Here is a 25,730-nt window from a genome sequence, read left to right as displayed (position 1 = left end):
CTTCCTAGCTCCTGTCTTTCTCACGCGTTGCCAAATCTTGCTCTTCATCAGCAAATATAAGGTTGGCTGCTTCATCGAAACGCGATTTTTGGCGTTTACTGTAAGCCCAAAGGACAATACCAATAAAGCTTGCGAACAGAATTACTGTCCAAATGCTATGAATGGTTCCAATATCCATGGTGCCTCCTTATTTCATTGCGTGACCAAGCGACTGAAGGTAAGCAATAATTGCATCCATTTCAGTCTTGCCCTTCACTTCTTCACCAGCATTCGCAACTTGTTCTTCGGTGTATGGAACTCCAAAGATGTCACGGAAAACAGCTAGCTTGTCGGAGGTTAACTTGCCATCAAGCACGTTTTCTTCCAACCAAGGGAAACCAGGCATATTTGACTCAGGAACTACTGCACGTGGATCACGAAGATGGACACGGTGCCAGTCGTCAGAGTAACGATCACCAACACGCGCCAGATCAGGACCTGTACGCTTTGAACCCCATAGGAAAGGGTGTTCCCATACACTTTCACCCGCAACAGAGTAGTGTCCGTAGCGTTCTGTTTCAGAACGGAAAGGACGAACCATCTGGCTGTGGCAAACGTTACAGCCTTCACGGATGTATATGTCACGACCTTCCATTTCTAACGCTGTGTAAGGGCGAAGATTTTCTACTGGTTCAGTAGTTTGGTCTTGATACAGTAGCGGCGTAATTTCTACCAGTGCACCAAAGCTAATAGCGATAACGATAAGTATCGCTAGAAGGCCGACATTTTTTTCTACAATTTCATGACGATTATTAGCCATTGTCGGAACTCCTTATGCTGGTTGCTCAGTTGCTTTTAGGCTTTCTTTTGGCGCAGAAATTGTCTTATAAGCGTTGTATGCCATTAGGAACATACCCGTTAGGAAGACCGCACCGCCCAAGAAACGAACGAAGTAGAATGGATAAGAAGCCTGTAGAGATTCCACGAAGCTGTAAGTCAATGTACCGTCAGTGTTAACCGCACGCCACATCAACCCCTGCATTACACCAGAAATCCACATTGCTACGATGTACAGAACTGTACCAATGGTTGCCAGCCAGAAGTGAACGTTGATCAACTTGACAGAGAACATACGCTCTTGGCCGAATAGCTTAGGAATTAGATGATAAACCGCACCGATAGAAACCATTGCAACCCAACCTAACGCACCAGAGTGAACGTGACCGATTGTCCAGTCAGTATAGTGAGAAAGGGCGTTTACTGTCTTAATAGACATCATCGGGCCTTCAAAGGTAGACATTCCGTAGAAAGACAGTGAAACCACCAAGAATCGTAGGATTGGGTCGTAGCGAAGTTTGTGCCATGCACCCGACAGCGTCATGATACCGTTGATCATACCACCCCAAGACGGAGCAAATAGGATCAGAGACATCACCATACCTAGAGACTGAGTCCAGTCAGGTAGAGCTGTATAGTGCAAGTGGTGAGGGCCGGCCCAGATATACAGGGATACCAATGCCCAAAAGTGTACGATAGACAGGCGGTAAGAGAATACTGGACGACCTGCCTGCTTAGGTACGAAGTAATACATCATACCCAGGAAACCGGCTGTCAGTAGGAAACCTACTGCGTTGTGTCCGTACCACCATTGAATCATCGCATCCACTGCACCGGAATAAATCGAATACGACTTAGTCATCGACACAGGGATAGCCATGCTGTTCACGATGTGAAGGACAGCTACCGTTAAAATAAAGGCACCAAAGAACCAGTTCGCAACATAAATGTGCGACGTGTTTCGTTTTATCATGGTACCGAAGAAGACAATGGCATAGGAAACCCAAACAACGGCAATAGCGATATCAATCGGCCATTCCAGTTCTGCGTATTCTTTACCAGACGTCCATCCCATAGGCAGCGAAATTGCTGCTGCTAGGATGATGGCTTGCCAACCCCAAAAGGTGAACGATGCCAACTTACCACCGAAGAGTCTTGCTTGACATGTACGCTGTACTACGTAGTAAGACGTAGCAAATAGTGCACTTGTACCGAATGCGAAAATCACTGCATTGGTATGCAGTGGACGCAAGCGGCTATATGTCAACCAAGGTAGGTCGAAGTTGAGCGCCGGCCACACCAGTTGAGCGGCAATCAATACACCAACGCCCATTCCAACAATTCCCCATAGTATTGTAACCAGGGTGAATTGACGAACGACCGTATAGTTGTAGTTTTGTTCAAGCTGCTTTACTTGGCTCATGTTGCATGCTTCCAATTTGAATTGTTCAACTACACTCTTTCCTTGTGCGAACAACTAGTTGTCGCAATGCCACCCAAAGCTTACTTAATTGCCATGTTGTTTTTTGAACAACTCAGCATTTAAATTGCTATTTTGTTGTAAAAGTGGCATTTTCATTACACATAATACTTTACTTAACAAGTGATTGACAGAGTCAAGCCCACACGATGTTTACGGTTAAGCAACATTTATGTGAAAACTTTGAACTCTGTAACACGGGAAGCACGGTAAATCATGGCTGCGGAGAAGCTAACAAAGGCGAGATTGGTTCAAATATTAATCTTGATGGCAGTATTAATAACAGCATTTGTATGGAGAACAGTCACCTACGATGAAAAGGTGTCTGTAGATGAAAGTACTACCGAATGCCGGATTACTGCAGAATATTGTACTGTTGAAGGTCAAAATCAGACACTGGAACTATCGCTCGCACCATTTCCGGTCATTGCAAATTCTGAAGTCGTTCTACAAATTAGTAACACAAATGTAAAGCCAGTTGCTACTATTGAAGGTGTAGATATGTATATGGGGGTAATTCCCGTCATATTTGAGCAACAAGCTGATCACTGGATAGGAACGTTTACTGTGCCTGACTGTGTACACGACACGATGGAGTGGGCTATTGAAGTGAAGCAAGGTAGTGACACTATAGTTGCAAAGTTCACTGTGAAAAAGTGATGTAAATTAACCACTTTTTCCTCAGGAGTTCATGTTTTGTAGGCTTGAATACTCAAGCCTACAAAACATGAAGTTATTCAGCATAAATCATTTTTTTTGTTATCCCACCATCGACTGTGAAATTCTGCCCTGTAATGAAGCTTGCATCAGTGCTAAGCAGGTATTTTATCATCGAAGCCACATCATTGGCCTGACCGACGCGGCCTGTTAGATGCTGGGCATGATCAACAGCACGTAGCTCTTCATTGCTTGTATCAATCCAGCCCGGAGAAACACAATTCACCCTTATATCGGGTCCCAAACTGGCGGCTAATGCATGTGAGAGGCTCACTAATCCACCTTTAGATGCACTATAGGCCTCTGTGTTGGGTTCGGATTGTGCCGCACGGGTAGAACTAATATTGACGATGGAACCTTTACTCTCCTTAAGCAATGGAAGGCATAATTTAGCTACCAGTAACGGCGCGGTAAGGTTGACTGCAATTATTTGATTCCAATCGTGTAACTCTAGAGATTCAACTGGTGCATTATAGGGGGTGGCAATAGCTGCATTGTTAACTAAGCCATCAAGTCTGCCAAATTGTGCCTGAATTTCTGTTATGACAGCTGATATTTCCGACTCGCTAGTGACATCAGCGCGGCGAAAGCGGATCCTTGGGTCATGAGCGACCAGTTCAAAACCAGCATCTTCATCAATATCGACAGCGACAACAGTTGCCTCGTTGCTAGCTAAAAGCTCGCAAATACCTCTGCCGATCCCCTTGGCTCCACCTGTTACTAAAATGACGTTGTTGATCATGCTTCCTTTCACTGCCCCTAAAATAAACAATTCTACATGTTAGCGGTAAAGCAGAGTCTGACTTTAGCCATAAATCGAGAAAAAAGGTGTCAGTTTGCTGATTACAAAAGTAAAAATGACTATGATGAGTGCAACGCATAACAATAATTACGGAAATATGGATATAGCCACAAGTTTTTCTGCTTTTCATGCATCGGAATACGCTGTTTCGGATGCAATTCGCAAACTGAAAAGTAAAATCGCAAATCCTAAACTTATTCTTGTGTACTTTTCTGAAAACTACGACGATCAACTTATCCAACAAGCATTAACGGCGGAATTTCCGAGTTCTCAGATCCTTGGCTGCTCCTCATGCCAGGGGGTGATGACAGACGAAGGGTATAATCGTGGTGAAGGCATTGCTTTATGGGCAATGTGTGATTATACCGGCGCTTTCGGTAGCGCTATCGTTTCAACCAACCAAAGCCCTTATGGTATGGCTAGGCAGGCATTGTTACGCGCAATTGAAAACAGCGGTCGCCCAGGTGAACTCCCGGCATTAATCTTGCTGCATTCAAGCCCAGGTCGCGAAGAAGAAGTCATTAAAGGTATTGAGGATGAGCTAGGTATTTCTGTCCCCATTATTGGAGGAAGCGCTGCTGACGATCATGTTCAGGGGAACTGGAGGTTGTTCACACATGAACAACGGTGCCAAGAGGGAGTTGGACTCTGCGTCTTATACCCATCTTGTAATATCAGCTACTCATTCCACTCTGGTTATGCCAGCTCGGGCATTAGTGCAATAGCCACTCGAACGGAAGGTCGAGAACTCGTTGAGCTTAACCATAAGCCAGCCATTGAGACTTATCAAGAATGGATAGGTCAGTTGCTTTCAGATGAAAATAGCATAATTTCGAAAAGTAGTCTGAATCCATTAGGACGTATTGCCGGTAAGGTTCATGATTTACCTTATTTTAAGTTGTCGCATCCGTTAAAAGTGACCCCAAGAGGTGGGATCGAGCTATTTGCAACAGTGGAAGAAGGTGAAGAGCTGTTTTTCATGGAAGGGACGGAAGAGCGGCTGATAACACGGGCGGGTAGGGTCATCGATTCAGCCTTTGATATAGGCAGTGCTAGCCGGGAGCTAGACCCAATTGGTGGAATTACTATTTACTGTGCAGGTTGCATGCTACGTGTACAGGAGCGAATGGAAGAGGTCGCACACTACGTGAATAAAGCAATGCACCATACCCCGTTTGTTTGTCCCTTTACATTTGGCGAGCAGGGGCAGTTTGTTGGTGGTGAAAATGCACATGGAAACCTCATGATTTCAGCTGTTTTATTTCATAGGGATTAACCAATGCCGAGTTTTGAGTCAGAAAAGCTTCAAGAGACATTGCTTGATCTGCTGCGCAGTCAAGAACGAGAGAAGCAGCTTCGAGATGAGAATGCGGCCATTCTGGCAGGTATGTCAGCCATGGCAGGGGCGAATAGTAAGAGACAGGTTTTCAATAGCCTGTTGTCGGTACTTCGAAAATACATAGGCTTTGAGCATGCCCTTGTTTTGACAAGAGAAGATGAAACGGCACCACTGCAAGAGCTTGTTACAACGTGTCGTTTTTTTGAATCAAGTATTTGGCCCGTTAGTAATACATTTATTCGCTGTATGAACGGTGAAAGCATTGCGTTGTTTGCTCCTAAACAAGTTTCTGAGTTCAAGGAGCTACCACACGAGATGCTCCATTATTGCCATTCAGTGTTGTTAACAGGGGTGAAGGTAAGTTCTGGCGATGCACTTCTGTTATTTCTTCATTCTGATCGCGGACAATTTACGCCACAGTGTCGTCGTGTACTTGAACGATTTAGACCTTTGCTTGAACGCGCTATTATCGATATAGATTATCGTGAAAGGTTGCAATCGTTGGTAACTGCGCGAACTCAGGAGCTTATTCACAGCCAGCAGAGATTTAAGGATTTTGCTAAAACGGTGGGCGATTGGTTTTGGGAAGTCGATACCGATTTACAATTTACCTATATCTCGTCACCAAATCTGGCAAACCATGTTGTTGATAACGATAGTATTCTTGACATATTTGATGAGCAAGCAACGCTGAAGAAAAAGCTCAAAATAAAATTCGAAATGAAAGAAGCCTTCGAAGATCTTGAGTGGCGGCTGCCTAAAAGTGAAGGGGGGTTATGGATAAGCTTTAGTGGAACGCCGTACTTTTCGAAGCAAGGTAAATTACTTGGCTACAGGGGCACTGCAAAAAATATCACAAATCGCAAAAAGCGCTTATTCGAATTGCAAGAAGCCAGAAAACAAGCCGAATCGGCAAATAAAGCGAAATCGCAGTTTTTGGCTATGATGAGCCATGAAATAAGAACGCCGCTAAATGCAGTTTTGGGGTTCATGGATACTTTGGCAGAGTCAGGGCTTAATCCGGATCAAGTTCACTGGGTAAGCCAAATGGATCAATCTGCCCAGCTATTATTAACGATCATTAATGATATTCTTGATTTGTCGCGGATAGAATCGGGGAATTTTGAGTTATTTAATACTGAGATGCAGTTAGAAGACAGTATTAACCTGGTTGTTAACCAATTGTGCGAGCAAGCAAATAAAAAGAATATCACACTAACAGCTGAGATATCACCGACAGTTCCCAAGACGATGGTCGGAGATAAAAATCGTATATCACAGGTCATGTTCAACTTGATAGGTAACGCACTTAAATTCACCAATCAGGGTTCAGTATCAGTAGATGTTAGCTGTAATAATAAATATGTAGTGATCGCTGTGACAGACACAGGAATTGGCATTTCATCTGAAGCCCAGAAGAATTTATTTAATCCATTCATTCAAGCTGATGGCAGTATTACAAGGCGCTATGGTGGTACAGGCCTTGGGCTGGCGATTAGCCAACACTTGATTGACAAAATGAATGGTAAGATAACGTTAAAAAGTACCTTAAATGAAGGTAGCTGTTTTACGGTTTATATTCCAATTGTACAGTCAGCTGAAGTATCAACATTTGAAGAACCTGTTATAGAAGCAAAAGTTGAACGGTCGCTGAGTATTTTGTTGGCAGAAGACAGCAATACAAATCAATTAGTCGCCAAGCTAATGTTGGAAAAACGGGGCCATCGAGTTGTGATTGCCAATAATGGTAAGGAAGCGATCGAAATCCTTGAGAATAACCGGAAGGAGTTTGACATTGTCCTGATGGATATTTCGATGCCAGTACTAGATGGATTGCAGGCAACAAAACTGCTGAGAGAAAATAATGTTGATATACCAATAATCGCATTAACCGCCAATGCAATGCATTCAGATCAAATCGAATATGAGAAAGCGGGTATGAATGGCTTTTTGGCGAAGCCAATTTTAGCGCCAGAGCTTAATGCAATGCTCAATAAGTACCAGACGTTGGCTATAACGGCATAAAATCTAGCTACAGACGCCAGACATATATTATGTCTGGCGTGCGAATTTGGATTCAGACATTCATAGTTAGCTTGGTTTTGTAAACCAAGCTGTAATTAACTCCTCATTTTGAAACACCAGGCAAACTGACCATTTGCAGCAGTGCTTAAAAATAGGTGTTAATTACCTATTTTATGGTAAATGCGATTATGTTCAATGAAGCTCATGGATTCCAATAACTGACTTTCATGAACTTATTGAAAGTACCAGAACCTAATATCATCAATGGGGAACAACTTAAGCTAAGTTATTGTTTTTAACTATCTCGTGAAGTTATCTCAAAACCCAACACATTTAACATAAGGTACATAATGCGCACTGAAGCTTGGGTTATGATTTAGAAGTGTCAGGTTTGAGCCAGTTAGAAATGTCATGTTGAACTAACTTCATAGCACTCTTTTCCTAGCGTGTTATCTAGAGCCTATGAGATGTTGTTGACCATGACTGACGATGAATTATTGCGGATTAAACTTATCCAAGACATTTGTGACAAACGGATTACAGGTGTTGAAGCTGCTCGTATTCTCAGCTTAAGCACTCGGCAAGTTTATCGCTTGGTAAAGCGTTTTCTTGAATTTGGTTCTAGCGGTTTACTCTTATTCAAACGTGGCCAGCCAGGTAATCATCGGCATGATGATAAATTAAAATTACGCATGCATATTAGCCTTAGTCCACGAATACTATGCTGACTTTGGGCCAACTCTGGCGCATGAGAAACTCACAGAACTTCACGGGATCCATGTCGCCGTTGAAACCCTGCGTCAATGGATGATCGCCGATGGCTTGTGGGTTCCCCATGCTAAGCGTAAGCCTCGTGTTTACCAGCCTCGTCATCGTCGCGACTGTCTTGGTGAACTGGTTCAGATTGACGGCTCTCATCATGACTGGTTTGAACCGCAGCGCCAAATGCTGCCTGTTGGTTTACATTGCACAGCACGGTAAACCAACGGCCTTCCTTTTACAGTGATCGTCATGCAGTCTTTCATGTCAGCAAGCGTGATGCTCAAACGGATCGGTCGGGTGTTAAGTGACCTAAACGTTGTACTGATTTGTGCCAACAGCTCACAAGCCAATACCTGGCTCCCCGACTTCATCGCTGATTTCAACCGTTGATTTGTTAAACTGGCGTATTGTCCTCCCAGTTTCTTATTGCGGCTTATATTCCACAGACCAATCGTGTCGTCAAACTGCGCCCCGGATTCACTGAGGGTGACAGCACCAGATACCTCGCTCAGCCAAAAGATCACCTTAAATGCTTAGAGGACAATTGACTTAAGTTTAGTGGCGCCCTACTGATAACCCGTCAAATAATTAGATATCTAACATTTTAATCTAAAGAAACAACCAATCATATGCATAAATACGCGTTTTTATTAGACAATTTCAGGGTGAATTTGGTTTTTATCCTCATGTTTGTTACTATCTTTCAAAATTTCATTAAGTACACTAAAGAATTTATCTTTGTCTCGTTACAAAAAACGAATTTAAAGCTTCTTAAAATGCTTAGTGTGCTAATCGAACAAGGACTAAAATGTCACAAGTTAGGGATAAGTACAGTATCGACAATACTGACTATACAGTCGGTCAGGACAACATCCAGAAATGGGGATTTGATGTACACAATCCAGTTTTTGGCATAAGTGCTGGACTGATCATCTTCTTTATTGTTGCGCTTCTTGCAACAGACCCCTCAACAGCAAAAGCTGCATTAGACGGTATCAAGTGGCAGATCATCAATAACTTTGATGGTTTGATCATGTGGTCTGGTAATATCTTCTTGATTTTCAGTTTAGCTTTGGTTGTCTCTCCTTTTGGTAAAATTCGTATCGGCGGAATAGACGCAAAACCGGAGCACTCCAACGCCTCTTGGTTTGCGATGTTATTTGCAGCAGGCATGGGTATCGGCCTTATGTTCTGGGGGGTTGCAGAGCCAGTGGCTTACTACACGGGCTGGTATGAAACCCCACTTGGTGTGGAAGCATATACACCTGAAGCTGCTAAAGTTGCCTTGGGCGCAACGATGTTCCATTGGGGGCTTCACCCATGGGCAATGTATGCAATAGTCGCGCTTTCGCTTGCTTTTTTCGCCTATAACAAAGGCCTGCCACTTTCAATGCGTTCCATTTTTTACCCTATCCTTGGTGACCGCACTTGGGGCTGGTTTGGCCACATTATTGATATATTGTCGGTTATCGCAACGCTGTTTGGCCTTGCGACATCACTCGGCTTAGGCGCACAGCAGGCAGCAAGTGGTATTAGTTACGTCTTTGGTATCGATGTTGGTATTGGCTTGCAAATTGGCGTAATTGTTTTTGTTACCTGTTTGGCCGTGATTTCGGTTGTTCGTGGTATCGATGGTGGTGTAAAAGTCCTAAGTAACGCAAACTTACTCATTGCATTTGCTTTGTTATTGTTTGTTACCCTTGTTGGTTTTGCAATTACACTTAATACACTGCCAACAACCCTTATGGGTTACATTGAAAACATTTTACCACTCAGTAATCCTCATGGCCGTGAAGATGAAACCTGGATGCATGGTTGGACTGTATTCTACTGGGCTTGGTGGATTTCCTGGTCTCCATGTGTAGGTATGTTTATTGCGCGTGTATCGAAAGGTCGTACTGTACGTGAGTTTATCGTTGCAGTGATCTTCATCCCTACCCTAATTACGCTAGTTTGGATGTCTGTATTTGGTGGTATTGCCATTGACCAGGTAGCTAACAAAGTGGGTGAACTCGGTGCAAATGGTTTAACAGATATCACTCTATCTTTGTTCAACGTCTATGAGGCGTTGCCGTTAACCACTATGCTTTCAGTGATCTCGATCATTCTAATCATGGTGTTCTTTATTACGTCTTCAGACTCCGCTTCTCTGGTAATCGACAGTATTACATCTGGCGGTAAAGTCGATGCCCCAGTTCCTCAACGTATTTTCTGGGCAACAATTGAAGGGGCAATCGCAGCCGTTCTGCTTTGGGTTGGTGGTACAGAGGCAATCCAAGCGCTACAAGCGGGGGCAATTTCCACAGCTCTGCCATTCACGATTATCTTATTAACAATGTGCGTGAGCCTGTTAATGGGGATGCGAACCGAAATGACTTACTACAACTTAGCCTATAAAAAGTAGTTAGCTTCATTATCCAAAGCAAAAACTCCACCGTTCGGTGGAGTTTTTGTATTCATTCAATTACATCGTAAACTTCGGCACATAGTTCACGAATTATTTGCAGCTGAGCCTGAAATGCCGACTACTGTCACATACGACTCCAGCCCCTGAATCATCAACTATCAATTTATTACCTTGTCACATCTGTCGACTTTCTCTTCATTCTTGCGGCTCAAATGACTTGAGCTATAAAATCAATTCGTGAAATTGAGTGTTTTGTTAGCTATGTATTAAACCTTGATAAGGGACTTGTTATGCTTGGCAGTGTGTTCTATCTTTATATGCAAGCAAATCAATATGATGTCAGTAGAGTTGGACTAAAATGAACAGATTTTTGATTATTGAAGATAATAAATTGATGGCAGAAGTTTTAGCTCAAATTATTAGAAAATGTATATCACCAAAGGAAATCATTAAGGTGAGCAACATCGCATCAGCCCAGAAGTTGATAATCGATTCTAGCTATAAAATTGATGCTATTTTTCTTGATTTGAATATTGAAAAACCCCTTGATGGCTTAGAATTGCTGAGCTATATAAAACGTACTCTACCTGATATGCCGGTTTCAATAATTACATCAGAAAATGAAACTGAGGTTGTTAAAAAAGTACTGTCTCACCAACCAACTGATTATTTGATTAAGCCCTTATCAGTTCAAAAAGTACAACGTAGTTTGGCTAAGTTTAATCGGAGTACAAATACTGAAGTGACAGATTGATCCGTAAAGCATTTACGATCTAACTCACTTGTATCATTCCATGAACGTTCAAAATCCCATTTATTAGTAAGTTCGAAGCAACTTGAATAATCATCATCTCTCCCTCCTTAACACATAATCACATGTAAGTTACGCGGTCACATACATGATAGACGTTAATTTTTTAGGATATGGTTTGGTTTTGTATGTTGGGATTAGTATGTGTTATTTGTAAAGAAGTGAAAAGTTATAGTGCGTTAGGGTGCTTTGTTACTCTATTTATACATCCCAAAAATTATCTTTACTTGCTATGCTTAAATGAAAGCTTTGAACCATCGAAGATCAGCTGTGCTAACAGTAATTTCACTTGTGTTTGACCTTCAAGGTCAAACATCATACCGTAATATTTCAGGATGCCCGCTTTATGAATACTTTTAACCAACCCAGTTAATCTAAATGTTTTTTTTGTTGACGGGTTTAGGATGACAATTTGAATATGGTTATCTTCTTCAATTTGCGGGCCATTCAAGTCTTGATGGAAGCAACAACCATTTTTGGAAAGATCTTTAAAATCCACCAGCAATTCTCGCTGAGTTAAGGCTATTTTTCCTTGCAGTTTAACATCATAGCGAGGCTCACTACGCAATTGCAGTAAGTTCATTGTCCGAGGGATGGATAGAATCAATAAACGAACAGGTTTATGGAGAGCATGGAGGATTTGAGTCTTGAAGTTTACGATCGCCCCCTCACCTTTATCCGAGATGGCCTTTACGGTCAGTAAGAACCCCTCGTCAAAGTACTCATCTAACACAGGTTTACTAAGCGCAGGAAGTTCTAGAAAAATCTCATCATTGCCATTGCTACCAATAAAAACGGTATCAACTCGGTATAGTCGCCCTAACGGCGTTTTCACACTAATAGTGACCTCACTCCCATGGCTGACCATAGCTATACCCTGCATACCTGGAACCGTTTTTTCTCTACTTTTCGTAGACAAAAGATACTTATTGAGCTGATTCAATCTCTACCCTGCGAGCGTGGCTATTATCACTAGTGTCAATGGATTCTAATACTAAGGCATAATATTACAAGTACTGTTGTTTTAAGCCTATTCTAAATGTTGGTTAATTAACCGATTCAACCGTTTTTACTCGTAAATAATTATTTTCAATAATCAATAGTTATAGTGCATTAGATTAAGCGATTCCTAATAACGCTATCAAAACTAAGATTTAAATTTGATAGACTCTCGGAAAGATGCAATCAAACCCCTTGATTGCCATTCTAATATCATTAAAATGCAATCTATCTTTAATTCACTCAATACCGAACCCTTTATATGGCGATAACAATAAGAGATACTGACAAACATTATTTTATGATTGAAGAGTTAAAAGCCCTGACTAACAGTAATGTCACGACTAAAGCCCTTATTCAAGGCGGTTATATGGCCGTTGAGTTAGGAAAACAATACGAAGAAGAAAAAGAAAAGCGTTTGAAAATAGAAGCAGAGCTAGCCACCTTGAAAGAAACCGTAAATCAATATTTATCGAGCCAGCAAGCTCTGATCAATGCGATCAACTAATGCCAAGATTATTTAATCCAGACTAGCCCTTCGCTTTCATCCACTCTTCACTAACCGCTATAGCAACCAGTGTCGCTTCGACACAAACAATATCATTGACCTTTAGCTTGCAAACGACTGTTGCCTTGCTATTCGTCACTGTCGTCACAGAAGCTTCCAAAACAACTTCCGTATCAATACCAACAGGGCGCTTGTAGCTAAGGGATAGCTCCCCTGTGACGAACCATACAGCAGCCCCCTGACCTATTTCTCGTCCTTGTAATTGATAAGCATATGCGATTGCCGTACAGATACAATGACAGTCAATAATCGTCGCTATCAACCCGCCATTGAGAAAATGTGTCGGTGCTGCGGTATGAAAAGGCTGAGGTGTGAAGTGACACACAGCTTTGTTCTCGGCAGCCCAATAGCTCTTAATGTGCAAGCCATGGGCGTTCTCCGTTCCACAACCATAACAGTGATTGCCTGAGAGTTTATCTTGGAAGTATTCGGGTAGAGAAGTTACCATCTTTGCCCCTCGTATATACTGACACCTATTCAGTGTATACCATGGGGAATCAAAGGCTTATTCGTTCGAGTCAGAGACATGCTCGACAACGAGCTCGTCAAAGCCAGTCGCAGAATCTCGTTCGCGTTTAAAGGTTAAGTTCTCATAGCTGGCCAGACAAATTTCCGTGGTATACAAAACCTCTGAACCATCCATTAGGTGCCCGCCATACACAGCCCCATTCTTATCTGCAACCGAAATGTGCAAGTGTACGTGCGTCGGGGTCAAGGTGCCGGCTAACGTCAGAATCTCTAAAGGCCCGGCCAAAGATAAAGACTGACTTTCATTGGCAAGGCGTATATTGGCTGACGCCAAGCAACCGACACCGCTAAGTAGCGATCCTGCCTGAATCGAATGGGTCTGAACAAAATTGAGGATGGCCAATTTGAGATCTGCGCCTTGTGTCAGACGAAATGCATAAGGTTTGAGCATATAGGGAAAGCCTAATTAAATGAATATGGTACGTCCAAAAACACAAATGGCTTCCTGAGAAGCCATTTGATTGAATATTACAGTTATTATAACGCTATTTATTATAACGCTTCCAACATAACCTATGCGCGTCGTCCACGCTTTTTACCTGTGCTGTTATGAGGGAACACATTGTGAATACGCTGTTTTACTTTGCTCGGTACCGTTTTGGAGAACACCAGTTTTGTTGCGAAACGATTTCGGTATACTTTGATTTTTCCGGAAAATGGCTGCTTGTGCGCAATATCTTTACAACCAATAAGGAAGCCGTTTGGAATGTTGCCCTTTGATTGTATTAGCTCGCCACCTTCAAACTTCAGCATCATTACAGGGCGATCTTTGAAAACGAGAAAGATCACAACAACGGCCAGTACAATGACATATTCCATTCACTCACTCCTTTAAGCGGTTTTCTATAAGCGTATATTAAAATGTTACATCTAGCAGTTTGACTATGTTCCCAAAAGGCAACACATAGACATCAGTCAAGATCAATATCTAACAGCTCGTGCAGGTCATTTTTGATGTCCAATACCTTCTTGCTAGCCATTTCTGTCTTATTGCTCTCACTCAGAAGGTATTCGATCGTGTCCGATAGCGTGCAGTCTAACTCTTTGGACTTCTCAGCCAACTTCTCCCAAACACGAAAATCGAGATCGATAGACTTTTTACGAGTATGAACCTGCTCGGCATTGAAATGGCGTTTACGCTTGGCACGGATGGCCTGTTTCAACTTCTTATCAAGTTCCGGAGACATGTGCTTACCAATCCATTTTATGACCCTTGTTGGCTCATGTTCGATGGCAAGCAAGTCTTGTACAGCCGCTTCGGCCTCACTGGTATCGATGTAGCAGGTGATCGCATCACCTTCCTTCCATTTTTTTACCAGGTACATCCATTTCCAACCGGCTTCGAGGTTTTCAAGCTGCTGATATTTCATATTCGTAGGAGATTCTCAAAAAGACTACACTTAACTGTGACAGTGTAACCGTTGACGTATAAAAGCTCAATTCTCTATTTGATATATTACTGATTGTTTTCAGAGTGTTCTGGGCCATTATCAACTTTTCATGAAAAAAATGATAGAGCGACCCTTTTCTTGACACTCTAAATCCTAAGTAAAGGCGACTGAAATAAATTGTAACGGTACTGAAAAGCGGCCACCAGAAAATATCATCAATATCTGCCTATTATGCGGCCATTGATTCCTTTATACTGCTGTCCTTTTCACAGTAACGAAATAAAGCTAAAGCCCATGCATGAAGAATCCTGGCGTACAATGACTCCAGACTACTCAAAGTTTCAAACCATCTTAGAGAAATATGACGATCTGACACCAGCTCAAACTGGCACATTACAAGATCGCCTAACGGATGCCGTACGTCGATTTACCTGTGTTGAAATGCAACCTCGGGTTCTTCGCATAACGGCACCGGACAACAAAGTCTATCGCGATTATGTTCTTGAATTGCTTACGCAACATGACGCTAAGAACAAGCAGGATAAAGGCGATAACACTGACTTAAGCCCAATCGTTATTGGCGAAAATGTTACTGAGCAAAGTCTCTTTGGTGCAGTCTACCCGCCGCTGGATGACAACAAAGTTACCAAGCAGCAAATTAAACATGGCCTTGTTCACCAGGCTAACAACGGCTATCTCGTATTATCAGTTACTAGCATTCTGAGTAACCCTAGCCTGTGGCCTCGCCTCAAAAGCGTTCTGATGAACGGTATGCTGGAATGGCAAGCTTCATCAAACAAAACACTGTACCCGCTACCTCCTGCAGAACAGCTAGATGTAAAACTAGTGTTGATTGGCGATCGCTACCTGATGGCTGAGCTTGAAAATGCGGAACCGGATCTCTCTTCTGGTTTCTCGATGTACGGCGAGTTTGAACAAGACCTTGTTCTGAGTGAAGAGAGCTTGCCTTTATATCTTTCTTACCTAAAAGCAATCACCCGCAAGGCACAACTACCGGACTTGTCCGATCATGAAGCCCTGAAAATCTTGCTGAAGACGGGTGCTCGACATGCCGAGGACCAAACTCGTGTACCGCTATGCCCTATCTGGCACCAGAGCCTACTGTGTGAAGCGGCAATAGAGTCCCAAGGACAGAAAATTACCGCACAACATCTAACTGACTCCCTCAAAGCCCGTGAGTATCGCGAATCCTATTTGCCTGAACGCGCCATTGAGGATATTCACTATGGCCAGGTTGTCATTAACTGCCAAGGTGAAGAAATTGGCCAGGTAAATGGCCTAACGGTTGTCGAGGTGCCCGGGCACCCCTCTGCGTACGGTGAGCCTGCTCGAATCTCCTGTGTCGTTCATTTTGGTGACGGTGATATTTCGGATGTCGAGCGTAAAGTCGATCTTGGCGGCAATCTTCATGCGAAAGGTATGATGATCATGCAGGCGTTTGTCAGTGCCGCACTAGACTTGGACCAGCCACTCCCTTATTCCGCCTCAATTGTATTTGAGCAATCATACTGTGAAGTTGATGGAGACAGTGCTTCGCTAGCTGAGCTATGCTCATTAGTATCAGCGCTTGCCATTCAACCAATCAATCAGCAGATCGCAGTAACGGGCGCAGTAGACCAATTTGGTCGTGTACAGGCAGTGGGGGGTATCAATGAGAAGATTGAAGGTTTCTATAAGGTTTGTGCCTTCCGTGGTCTAACAGGCCATCAGGGTGTCATATTACCGAAAACAAACCAGAGCAATCTATGTCTCAACGATGAGGTTATCGAAGCGATTAAAGCGGGCAAATTCCATTTATGGACCGTTGAAAGCGTTGATGAGGCCCTACCTTTGTTAACAGGCAAAGCTTTCCGTGGTGAGAAAGACGACTCCGAAACGTTACTAGCCAAGATTGCGCAACGCATAGATCACTTTCACCATGGTGATCTTGACAGTGAAGTCAGTTGGTTAGCGCGTATCCGTAACTGGTTTGTCCAGTACTGATCCGAGTTGTTTAGCGTACAGGTGTAAGCTAAATTGCCTCCATACTTTTCAAGGAGCTAAATAAGTCTGATGAAACGCCAGCAATCTTATAATTACGAAGAACTAGTTGCATGTGGTAAAGGCGAACTACACGGTCCTGCTTTCCCATCTTTACCATCTGACAACATGTTGATGATTGACCGTATCATTGAAATCTCTGACGAAGGCGGTGAGCACGGAAAAGGTTTCATCCACGCTGAATTGGATATTAACCCGGACCTTTGGTTCTTTGACTGCCACTTCAAAGGTGACCCTGTAATGCCAGGTTGCCTTGGTCTTGATGCGATGTGGCAGCTCGTTGGTTTCTTCCTTGGCTGGGCCGGTGGCGAAGGTAAAGGGCGCGCACTGGGTGTTGGCGAAGTGAAGTTCACAGGTCAGATCCTTCCGGAAGCGAAGAAAGTGACTTATGACATTCAGTTGAAGCGCGTTATCAACCGTAAACTTATCATGGGCGTTGCAGATGGGCGCGTTCTGGTAGACGGTAAAGAAATCTACGTTGCGAAAGATTTGAAAGTTGGTCTGTTCAAAGATACGTCTGCTTTCTAAATCACAGTAAGCTCGAATAAAAGGCCGCTTTTGCGGCCTTTTTTGTGACCATGTAACAACTGCCCTCCTCTCATTATCCATCGGTCCTAATCCACCTTGTAATAGTACACCCAGTGATGCGGCAAGCTGTGACAGCGTCACTCACTGTAGCTGAAATCCACCAGCCATAACATGTATAGCGGAATACAACATGCGTACCTATCGCCCAAGCAATGACCTAAATTTAAACAGCCGCTAAGTACTACATTTTAATTTTCTGATTACGTATACTTCACCCCCTAAATTGATACCAACACGGTTACAACTAAGATGATCATTTTCACAACTAACTTTGGCAATATCGAAATTGAACTAAATATGGACAAAGCACCTGTCAGTTCTAAGAATTTTTTAAAGTATTGCCAAGATGGTTTCTATGAAGGCACTATTTTTCATCGAGTAATTAAAGGCTTTATGATACAAGGCGGTGGATTTACTGAAAGCATGCAAGAAAAGACGACTCGCGCCCCTATTGCCAATGAAGCTAACCGTGGGCTTAAAAACGTTATCGGCACTATCGCAATGGCGCGTACCGATGCACCGCACTCGGCTACAGCCCAATTTTTTATCAACTTAGAAGACAATGAGTTTCTTGATCACACTGCCACAACGAATAAAGGTTGGGGTTACGCTGTCTTTGGTACAGTCACTGCGGGTATGGATGTCGTTAATGCCATTGCTATTGCTAATACAACATCGAAATATGGCCACGACGATGTGCCATGCGAGACAATTATTGTAGAAAAAGTGACGATTAAATAATGTCATGAATGTTAGAAATAGGCGGCCCTAAAAAGCAAAAGCCCCTTCTCCTGAAAGGGGCTCAATAAGGGTGATATGAAGGGAGTGTTATTTATAAAGGCCAGTTTGGCGTTCTTCTCTTGCTTCACGCCAACCACCTAGCCAATTAGTACGGGCATCCGGAGATTGATACGGACATTCTTCACTAGAATGACCATTTATACCTGCTTTATAGCCACGAGCCTGTGCACGTTCCAAACGATCCCGCTTTTGTCTCTTCATAGTTCGATCCTCATCCTTATCAGAGTTTCTTTCATTACAGTTTCATAATGATGGAGTTTATGTGACTCCACTTATAAGAATTAGCCAAACCGAACTATTGATCAACCCCTGAAACAACTCAGGCTCACAATTTGTGAGCCTGAGTGAAAAATAAGCAATTTTGACAAAAATTTACTTACGGCGTCTGAAACCAATCAAACCAAGGAGTGTCAAAGCAAACATACCTAATGAAGCCCCTTCACGCTCGATGGTCGACTGAGCGACTGGGCGCTGCTCAATCTCGCCGCCAACGATAGGTATCAACTTAACAGCCACCACCTTCTCATCCGCGCTACACTGCGAGTCTTTTGTAAGGTCTTTATAACCACCCTCACACTTAAATGCTGTTGCGGAGATAACACCGGCGTCATTGACATCAGTAGCATGTGCGATACGGAACGCATTGTTCTCGGTACTCAAGCTTCCGCCATTAGTCAAATCATCCAGCATCCACGCTTTATTCGCTTGAAGTGGTGAACCTGCAATATCAGCTCCAGCCATATAAGTGAATCCGCGCTGGCGTCGCTGACGACCGTTTACCTGATTGACGCTTTCCGAATCAACCCAACCAACAAGCTGATCTTTGTTATTGATAGCAGATGGAAAACCGTTAGAGCCTTGGAAGAAGATAGTCGGGTCTATCGATGTATCTAGTTTCGTCAGTGTACCGGCAGTATTGTCGTACACAAACATCTTTTCAGAATAAGAGCGATTTTCAGAATTGATGTTCTTGCTAAATCCAATCACCTTATTGTTGGTATTGATATCCGTCGCCATCGAGAAGCGAAGCTTACGATCGTTGCCTTCCTCGATATCAAGCCCAGGGATGATCTTTCTCTCCCATTGTTTAGAACCAACGGTAAAACCAGGTTTAGGGGTATAGATAGCAGCACGTACGGCGTAATAATCACCATCGATAGTATTGACTGAGTTATTGGCAATAGAATCTGTCGAGAAACCTACCGCAACAGGCTGGCCACCGACCAACGTTATAGCGCGTGCCGATGCCTGGAAAGAACGAACTTGGTCACCATCTGGGTCAAGCTCTGGATAAGTTCTTTGCTGACTATCAACTCGAGCAGCCAAACGCTCAGCATTGGTGGATGCAGCACCAGTACTATCAACTGTCCAGAAAACAGCATCATTGGCAAATACCGAGAACTGGCACTCCCACTTGGTGTATAGGTTGTTCACATCACCAGCTGTTGTCGAACAGTTCTCAAATTCGCCGTTGTTAAATGAAAGGCGATTCTTCCCATCACCATCAGACGGAAGCTTATTGCTGTCTGATAACTTACTCGGGCTGAATGAGGCACTACCGACAACCAATAATTTGCCATCATATACAACAGCATCCCATGCCAATGTCTGACCCAGGTTATCAACAATCGGTTTGGAAGCTAAATCATCGTCATCTGGTGATGCTGGAACCAAAGCTGATTTCGAAGTACTACTATCAATATTAACAAAACCACGTTTGTTAAACTGGCGAGCATAGCGATTGTTATTCTCGAAAAAAGCCGAACTAGTTATTCCTAGCTGGTAGTCAACATTTTCACATGTGCTTCCTGAAGGACACTCAGATACAAATTTATTATTCGTTGTATCCCTGATAACAATGTCACTCTGATTAACAACCCCATTAGTCGTTTCATGTGTTGAGACTTTATTACCCAGAGCGGCAGCCGTGGTCGAATCATAACCGGATACATCTTCAGCAAAAGATTTGACACGTGATAGCGAACCTGCGGTCGCTTCCGTTAACGGGAAGGCATTGGAATAAAAGTTTTCATTCCAGGCAACCTGCTCGCGGTGCAGGCCACCAAAACCACTTCCGTCCTGAGCGTTTTCTTCGTTGAAGCCTATACCGTAGTATGCAACATTCGCCCAATCATCACAGGTATTGAATCCAAGGTTATTGACACAGTAGGAACGCAAACGCGAAAAGTCATTAACTTCCTGGCGGTTATCACTAATGAATGGCACTTCATCGCGATAATTAATCCCATCGCTTCCAAAACGGCTTTCACCAAAAATGGCATAACTAGATGCAGTACAACTTTGGGTAAAGCAGTTTTCTGAACCAGAGCTCACTACACCCTGAGCATAAAACTCGACACGTTTCTGAACATCAGACGTGTTTTTACTGTAATACTGAAGCGAGCCGACACCACTGCTGGTACCTTCTACTTCCACAACCTGATAAACAGCTGCATTTGCCTGAGTGACACTGGCAATTATCATCGCCAGTGTCGATAACTTTAACGTCTTATGTTGCATTAGGATTCCTTCTGCATTGCCTCTAGCTCTTCCCAGCGCTCAAATGCCTGCTCAAACTCTTCTTCGACCGCCGCTAAACGGTTAAGAGTCGCCTGAGTATCATTCTTCACATCCTGGAAGAACGCAGGATCGTTAATCGATTCCTGCAGCTGTGCAATTTCATTTTCTAGTTCTTCGATTTTTTTCGGCAGGTCTTCAAGCTCTTTCTGAAGCTTATACGATAGCTTCTTACCTGAGCGTGAACGCGTTTCCTGACGCTGATTACTCTCGTCTTTTTTCTTCTTGGCAGCTTCAATTTGAGCCGCCTGCTCTTTCGCAATTTGTGTCAGCGAATTCGCACGTTGTTCTTGAGCGTCATGGTAACCACCCACGTATTCGTCGATGACACCGTTACCTTCAAAGAGCCAGCTCGTTGTTGCTGTGTTATCAACAAATTGACGATCGTGGCTAACTAAAAGTAATGTCCCCTGATAGTTGGCAAGAATTTCTTCCAAAAGTTCCAACGTTTCGATATCTAAATCGTTAGTTGGTTCATCGAGCACCAATAAATTATTTGGCTTTAGGAATAACTTGGCCAATAACAAACGGTTCTTCTCGCCTCCCGACAACGCTTTCACAGGAGTTCGCGCACGACGAGGATGGAAAAGGAAATCTTGCAAATAGCCCAAAGCGTGACGAGTACGACCATTAACAGTGACTTCCTGCTTACCGTCTGCAAGGTTGTCCATTACTGTTTTTTCAGGATCTAGTACTTCACGATACTGATCAAAGTACGCCGCTTCGATTTTCGTTCCGCAATGGAAGTGACCCTGTGTCGCTTCAAGTTTACCCAGCATCACTTTTAGCAAAGTACTCTTACCGCAACCGTTAGGCCCAATCAGTGCAATACGATCACCACGCATAACATTAAAGCTAAAGTCATTAATAATTGGCTTGTCACCGTAACTGTAAGAAATATGCTCAGCTTCAAAAACAATCTTGCCAGAACGATTGGCGTCCTGAAGCTTCATATCGGCTTTACCTACCACTTCACGTCGCTCGCTGCGCTCACGGCGTAGCTGTTTCAAAGCGCGGACTCGGCCTTCGTTACGTGTACGACGTGCTTTAATTCCCTGTCGGATCCACACCTCTTCCTGAGCAAGCTTTTTATCAAACTCGGCATTCTGCTCCGCCTCTACACGCAGCATCTCTTCTTTCGCTTCCAGGTAATTATCATAATCACCCGGGAAAGAAGCCAGCTGACCGCGATCCAAATCAACAATACGGGTCGACATTGAACGGATAAATGCACGGTCGTGAGAAATAAAGATGATTGAACCACGGAACTCTTTCAGGAAACCTTCAAGCCATTCAATGGTTGAAACATCCAGGTGGTTGGTCGGCTCATCAAGCAACAGAATATCTGGATCACACACGAGAGCTCGTGCCAGGGCCGCTTTTCGCTGCCAGCCACCAGAAAGGTCTTTAAGTAGCGTCTGAGCGTCTAGCTGAAGATGCTCTAGTACAGAGGCAATCTTATTGTCAAACTGCCAAGCATTGGCATGATCAATCTTACTCTGAGCACGTGCCAGCTTGTTGATATTTGATTCAGATGGATCAACCGCAATAAGATCCAACAAGTGATGGTATTCACGAAGCACCTGGCCAATTTCAGCCAAGCCTTCAGCGACATAATCAAATACTGTCCCCTCGGCATTGCGAGGCGGATCCTGTTCGAGACGTGACACTGTAAGTTCTGACTGACGCTGGATAGTACCGTCATCAAGAAGCACCTCACCGTCGATGACCTTCATCAACGTCGATTTACCGGCACCGTTTCGGCCTACCAGACATACACGTTCATTGGGTTGAAGTAAAAATTCCGCACGATCAAGTAATGCATGATCGCCATACGCTAACTGCGCGTTACTAATTTTAATTAATGCCATTGTTATTTAACCATGCTGCAAGCTCGGCTGAATCAAACGGCCAGCCAAGTTCGGAGATTGAATCGGGATGTTGGATAGAAAGTACGGGGATAGTGACGCCGTAACGTGAAAAAAGCGCGTCATCAAAGGCGATATCCACCACTTGAACGCGCTCCTGTACACCCGCATCAATGAGCAGGCTATAAGCCTGCTCACAGAGATGACATCCTTCTGTGCTATATAGCGTAATTAGCACTTAGTCTTCCTTGTGTGTAATTATCCAGCAGTTATGGATTTGCTTGTTACGTGCAAAGTCCATTGGTAACGTTTTGTCTGAGATATTTTTAGCCTGTAGCCCCAACTCAGCCAGCTTGTCAAAATCCATCTTGAAATGACGCTTGTTGTTTGAGAAAACAATCTGCCCTTCAGGGCGCAGCATGCGCTTCAAGTTTTCCATCAGCATCATATGATCACGCTGTACATCAAAACTCTGGTTCATACGCTTAGAGTTCGAGAATGTCGGCGGATCGATGAAGATCAAATCAAAGTTCTCGTCAACTTCCTGCAACCACTGCAAACAGTCGGCCTGAACAAACTGGTGCTGACGGCCCACTTGTCCATTCAGCTCCATATTCTCCTGTGCCCAACGCAAGTAGGTATTTGACATGTCGACTGTTGTTGTTGATTTAGCACCACCACAAGCCGCGTGAACCGATGCAGAGCCGGTATAGGCAAACAAGTTCAAGAAGTCTTTACCTGCGGCCATTTCGCCCAGCTTACGACGTGTTATACGGTGATCAAGGAACAGGCCTGTATCAAGGTAATCGTATAGATTGACCTTAAGCTGAACACCATACTCATTCACTGTCATGTGACGTTCTGCACTTGATAGCTTCTGGTACTGGCTCTTACCTTTCTGACGCTCACGGACCTTCAGGATCACTTTACTGTTATCGACACCCGTAACCTGAATAGTCGCACGTAGAATATCCATAATACGGCGGCGGGCGGTTTCCTCAGGAACCGACTTCGGCGCAGCGTATTCCTGGATAACCAAGTAATCACTGTACTGATCGATCGCAGCATTATAGTTTGGCAAGTCAGCATCGTAGATACGATAACACTCAACACCTTCTTTCTTCGCCCACTTCTGCAGCTTGGTAATGTTCTTCTTCAGGCGATTGGCAAAATCCGGTGCAACTTGAGCTTCTTCAAGCTTTCCTTCTTTTTCACCTTCAACCTGTTTAACCGCACCACCTGTGATTAAATAGCTCTTTAGCACACAATCCAAGGCACCGTTACGTAACTTGAACTGCTTATCAGCACGCATACGCAGGCAGCTTAGCAACTCGCTAGAAGCCGAGTAGATTGCCGCCGTTGAACCGGCGAAGGCCAATTTCAAACGAGTACCAAAATCACTGTATAGGGAAATAAGCTCTGGTGTTGTACCCAGACGTTCACCGTAAGGAGGGTTACAGATGATTACGCCATTTTCAAACCCTTCAGGGCAAATTAGCTGCGTTACATCACCATACTCGAAATCAATCAGATCTTTCACACCGGCACGCCCTGCATTGTCACGGGCAATTGTTAGTATGCGGCGATCCATTTCACGGCCGAAGAACTTGGTTTCCACTTTCGCGGGTCCACGACGAGCTTTCACTGTCGCTTCTGCATGAATTTCAAGCCAAGCATCTTTGTTGAAGTCTTTAATAGCTTCGAAGCCCCAACGTTTGCGTTTAATACCAGGGGCAATATCCGCAGCCATTAACGCAGCTTCAATCAACAAAGTACCGGAGCCACACATTGGATCGAGTAGAGGCTTGTCAATAGTCCAGCCACTTTTCATCACCAAAGCCGCGGCATGCGTTTCACGTAACGGTGCTTTACCCGCTTCGGTTCGGTAGCCGCGCTGGTGCAAGCCACTGCCTGCCATATCAAGACCCAACACCCCTTTCTCACCGGAAAGACGCATATGAATACGCAGCTCTGGGTTTTCGCGGTCAATGCTTGGACGACGAAGATCTGCTTTGGTAAAGCTGTCAACAATCGCATCTTTTACTTTCATCGCGCCGTATTGACTATTACGGATTTCACGGTTGGTACCGTTAAAGTCAACAATGATACGTGTATCGTTGGTGAAATAATTTGGCCAGTTAATCGCCACAGCACCAAGATATAGGTCCATATCATCACGGACATTGAACTCACTTAGTACCTGAATGATTCGTGACGAGATACGAGTCCACAAACAGCAGCGATAAGCTGTTGATTGTTCAGCTCGGAAACGCACGCCGGCATGGACAACTTGGATCTGTTCTGCACCAAGTTGTTCTAATTCTTCTGCAAGGAGGTTCTCAAGACCTCGGGAAGTGATAGCTAGATATTGATTCATGGATTTCTTTTCGCACTTATGTTGCCAAGAATTATAACCGAAAACAGCGTAAATACCTCGCCCTAAAGGCTTTCATTACGGTTATTTAGCTAAATAAACATCAAAAAATAGCCAGCTATTTGACCAACCATTTCTCGTCAACGTCCTCTCAGGCAATTAAAGCTCATAAAACATCCAATTAGTTACCTTTTTAATTAAACATAATCTGCATACGTCAGCCATTCCTGATATTAGAAGTGATGACTTTGCGACTTGGTTACCGATGACTTGTAACTAGCTACTTTCAGAGACAGTAAGTAGTTACACAGGACTTTGTTTACCAGTGGAAACAGACTATAGCTATTAATTCGCCCCACCATTATCAATGATGCGCACCAGACAAGAGAAGTGACTGTTTACTTACGGAAACTGTCTTCATAAATCATTGTTTTTATTGTATTTAACCTAAATTCATCAGCTACACCCATAAGCAAACACCCCGCATGGAGTGATACTCCACACGTTGATTTTAGCTTTAATAATTTAGTGCATACCCACTCTTTCCTATATGGAAATTATTTCCAGCTAGGAAATAATCCGTATGTAGGGAAATTTCACAAACGAGGAAAATGAGGAAGATCTTCATGGAAATTTTTAAATTTCACTGTTAAAACATGGTCATTTTTTGTCTTTTTATGGCAAAAAGAGGCAAAAAATAATTGCTAATTAATTGATATTTTTCGATTAGAATCACTTATTTCGCACAAGAATCATCCACTTGCCTTTCAAAATAAGCGGTCTATGCAGCAAGCGTTATCTTGTCAGCTGACAGTG

The 25,730-nt window shown here is 43.5% G+C and carries 23 protein-coding genes and 1 pseudogene; 10 read left to right on the top strand and 14 right to left on the bottom strand.

Annotated features, from left to right (window positions below):
* Positions 1 to 4: 4 nt before the first annotated feature.
* From EDI28_RS04390 to ccoN, 3 genes are read right to left on the bottom strand one after another with little or no spacing between them, the layout of a single operon-like run.
* Positions 5 to 178 (bottom strand): cbb3-type cytochrome oxidase subunit 3, encoded by a 174-nt coding sequence (locus EDI28_RS04390; protein WP_128782593.1) that lies wholly within the window; start codon positions 176 to 178, stop codon positions 5 to 7.
* A 9-nt stretch (positions 179 to 187) separates the two neighbouring features.
* Positions 188 to 799 (bottom strand): cytochrome-c oxidase, cbb3-type subunit II, encoded by a 612-nt coding sequence (gene ccoO, locus EDI28_RS04385; protein WP_128782592.1) that lies wholly within the window; start codon positions 797 to 799, stop codon positions 188 to 190.
* A 12-nt stretch (positions 800 to 811) separates the two neighbouring features.
* On the bottom strand, positions 812 to 2,239 hold the full coding sequence (gene ccoN, locus EDI28_RS04380) for a cytochrome-c oxidase, cbb3-type subunit I (RefSeq protein WP_128782591.1): 1,428 nt from the start codon (positions 2,237 to 2,239) through the stop codon (positions 812 to 814).
* Positions 2,240 to 2,512: 273 nt separating this feature from the next.
* Here ccoN and EDI28_RS04375 point away from each other — a divergent pair, with 273 nt between their 5' ends.
* Entirely contained in the window at positions 2,513 to 2,956 is a 444-nt protein-coding gene (locus tag EDI28_RS04375; RefSeq protein WP_128782590.1) for a hypothetical protein, read from the top strand.
* Positions 2,957 to 3,029: 73 nt separating this feature from the next.
* Here EDI28_RS04375 and EDI28_RS04370 read toward each other — a convergent pair whose 3' ends face one another.
* Positions 3,030 to 3,755 carry an SDR family oxidoreductase gene (locus EDI28_RS04370; RefSeq protein WP_128782589.1) on the bottom strand — a complete coding sequence of 242 codons (726 nt, stop codon included), beginning with the start codon at positions 3,753 to 3,755 and terminating at the stop codon, positions 3,030 to 3,032.
* Between the two features lie 157 nt (positions 3,756 to 3,912).
* Between EDI28_RS04370 and EDI28_RS04365 the strand changes: the two genes are divergently transcribed.
* The 5 genes and pseudogenes from EDI28_RS04365 to EDI28_RS04345 all read left to right on the top strand — a co-directional run bounded on the left by EDI28_RS04365 (position 3,913) and on the right by EDI28_RS04345 (position 11,102).
* Positions 3,913 to 5,091, top strand: a complete 1,179-nt coding sequence (locus EDI28_RS04365; RefSeq protein WP_128782983.1) for an FIST signal transduction protein — start codon at positions 3,913 to 3,915, stop codon at positions 5,089 to 5,091.
* Positions 5,092 to 5,094: 3 nt separating this feature from the next.
* A complete protein-coding gene (locus tag EDI28_RS04360; RefSeq protein WP_128782588.1) occupies positions 5,095 to 7,179 on the top strand; it encodes an ATP-binding protein in 2,085 nt (694 codons plus the stop codon).
* Between the two features lie 479 nt (positions 7,180 to 7,658).
* Positions 7,659 to 8,325, top strand: a pseudogene (locus tag EDI28_RS04355) (helix-turn-helix domain-containing protein); the annotation flags it as partial.
* 424 nt (positions 8,326 to 8,749) lie between these two features.
* Complete coding sequence (locus EDI28_RS04350) at positions 8,750 to 10,345, top strand: BCCT family transporter (protein WP_128782587.1); 1,596 nt, start codon at positions 8,750 to 8,752, stop codon at positions 10,343 to 10,345.
* 373 nt (positions 10,346 to 10,718) lie between these two features.
* Entirely contained in the window at positions 10,719 to 11,102 is a 384-nt protein-coding gene (locus tag EDI28_RS04345) for a response regulator (RefSeq protein ID WP_233353265.1), read from the top strand.
* Positions 11,103 to 11,382: 280 nt separating this feature from the next.
* On the opposite strand, the gene EDI28_RS04340 is transcribed toward EDI28_RS04345, so the two are convergent.
* Positions 11,383 to 12,102, bottom strand: a complete 720-nt coding sequence (locus tag EDI28_RS04340) for a PilZ domain-containing protein (RefSeq protein ID WP_233353264.1) — start codon at positions 12,100 to 12,102, stop codon at positions 11,383 to 11,385.
* Between the two features lie 318 nt (positions 12,103 to 12,420).
* Between EDI28_RS04340 and EDI28_RS04335 the strand changes: the two genes are divergently transcribed.
* A complete protein-coding gene (locus EDI28_RS04335; protein WP_128782585.1) occupies positions 12,421 to 12,666 on the top strand; it encodes a hypothetical protein in 246 nt (81 codons plus the stop codon).
* Between the two features lie 22 nt (positions 12,667 to 12,688).
* Here EDI28_RS04335 and EDI28_RS04330 read toward each other — a convergent pair whose 3' ends face one another.
* The 4 genes from EDI28_RS04330 to matP all read right to left on the bottom strand — a co-directional run bounded on the left by EDI28_RS04330 (position 12,689) and on the right by matP (position 14,624).
* Positions 12,689 to 13,174 (bottom strand): PaaI family thioesterase, encoded by a 486-nt coding sequence (locus EDI28_RS04330; protein ID WP_128782584.1) that lies wholly within the window; start codon positions 13,172 to 13,174, stop codon positions 12,689 to 12,691.
* A 57-nt stretch (positions 13,175 to 13,231) separates the two neighbouring features.
* On the bottom strand, positions 13,232 to 13,645 hold the full coding sequence (locus tag EDI28_RS04325) for a PPC domain-containing DNA-binding protein (RefSeq protein ID WP_128782583.1): 414 nt from the start codon (positions 13,643 to 13,645) through the stop codon (positions 13,232 to 13,234).
* A 122-nt stretch (positions 13,646 to 13,767) separates the two neighbouring features.
* Positions 13,768 to 14,073, bottom strand: a complete 306-nt coding sequence (locus tag EDI28_RS04320) for a DUF3634 family protein (protein WP_128782582.1) — start codon at positions 14,071 to 14,073, stop codon at positions 13,768 to 13,770.
* Between the two features lie 92 nt (positions 14,074 to 14,165).
* Positions 14,166 to 14,624, bottom strand: coding sequence for a macrodomain Ter protein MatP (gene matP / locus EDI28_RS04315; RefSeq protein WP_128782581.1), 459 nt, complete (start codon positions 14,622 to 14,624; stop codon positions 14,166 to 14,168).
* 315 nt (positions 14,625 to 14,939) lie between these two features.
* Here matP and EDI28_RS04310 point away from each other — a divergent pair, with 315 nt between their 5' ends.
* The 3 genes from EDI28_RS04310 (at position 14,940) to EDI28_RS04300 (ending at position 18,035) form a co-directional block, all read left to right on the top strand.
* Positions 14,940 to 16,649: an AAA family ATPase gene (locus EDI28_RS04310; RefSeq protein WP_128782580.1), complete on the top strand. Its 1,710-nt coding sequence runs from the start codon at positions 14,940 to 14,942 to the stop codon at positions 16,647 to 16,649.
* A gap of 69 nt (positions 16,650 to 16,718) precedes the next feature.
* Positions 16,719 to 17,234 carry a bifunctional 3-hydroxydecanoyl-ACP dehydratase/trans-2-decenoyl-ACP isomerase gene (gene fabA, locus EDI28_RS04305; RefSeq protein ID WP_199287361.1) on the top strand — a complete coding sequence of 172 codons (516 nt, stop codon included), beginning with the start codon at positions 16,719 to 16,721 and terminating at the stop codon, positions 17,232 to 17,234.
* 309 nt (positions 17,235 to 17,543) lie between these two features.
* Complete coding sequence (locus EDI28_RS04300) at positions 17,544 to 18,035, top strand: peptidylprolyl isomerase (protein WP_128782578.1); 492 nt, start codon at positions 17,544 to 17,546, stop codon at positions 18,033 to 18,035.
* An 87-nt stretch (positions 18,036 to 18,122) separates the two neighbouring features.
* Here EDI28_RS04300 and rmf read toward each other — a convergent pair whose 3' ends face one another.
* From rmf to rlmKL, 5 genes are all read right to left on the bottom strand, one after another.
* Entirely contained in the window at positions 18,123 to 18,296 is a 174-nt protein-coding gene (gene rmf / locus EDI28_RS04295) for a ribosome modulation factor (protein WP_128782577.1), read from the bottom strand.
* A 171-nt stretch (positions 18,297 to 18,467) separates the two neighbouring features.
* Entirely contained in the window at positions 18,468 to 20,615 is a 2,148-nt protein-coding gene (locus EDI28_RS04290; protein ID WP_128782576.1) for a DUF3466 family protein, read from the bottom strand.
* Positions 20,615 to 22,543, bottom strand: coding sequence for an ATP-binding cassette ATPase Uup (gene uup, locus EDI28_RS04285; RefSeq protein WP_128782575.1), 1,929 nt, complete (start codon positions 22,541 to 22,543; stop codon positions 20,615 to 20,617). Before uup ends, EDI28_RS04290 begins: the two co-directional genes overlap by 1 nt.
* Positions 22,530 to 22,778 (bottom strand): glutaredoxin family protein, encoded by a 249-nt coding sequence (locus EDI28_RS04280; protein WP_128782574.1) that lies wholly within the window; start codon positions 22,776 to 22,778, stop codon positions 22,530 to 22,532. The genes uup and EDI28_RS04280 overlap by 14 nt, the downstream gene beginning before the upstream one ends.
* Positions 22,779 to 24,917, bottom strand: a complete 2,139-nt coding sequence (gene rlmKL, locus EDI28_RS04275; protein ID WP_128782573.1) for a bifunctional 23S rRNA (guanine(2069)-N(7))-methyltransferase RlmK/23S rRNA (guanine(2445)-N(2))-methyltransferase RlmL — start codon at positions 24,915 to 24,917, stop codon at positions 22,779 to 22,781.
* Between the last annotated feature and the right edge of the window lie 813 nt (positions 24,918 to 25,730).

Source organism: Photobacterium chitinilyticum, from assembly GCF_004104355.1.
GTDB classification, from domain to species: domain Bacteria; phylum Pseudomonadota; class Gammaproteobacteria; order Enterobacterales; family Vibrionaceae; genus Photobacterium; species Photobacterium chitinilyticum.
Note: the sequence above shows the minus strand (reverse complement) of the source record. Positions and strands in the feature narration are given on the sequence as shown.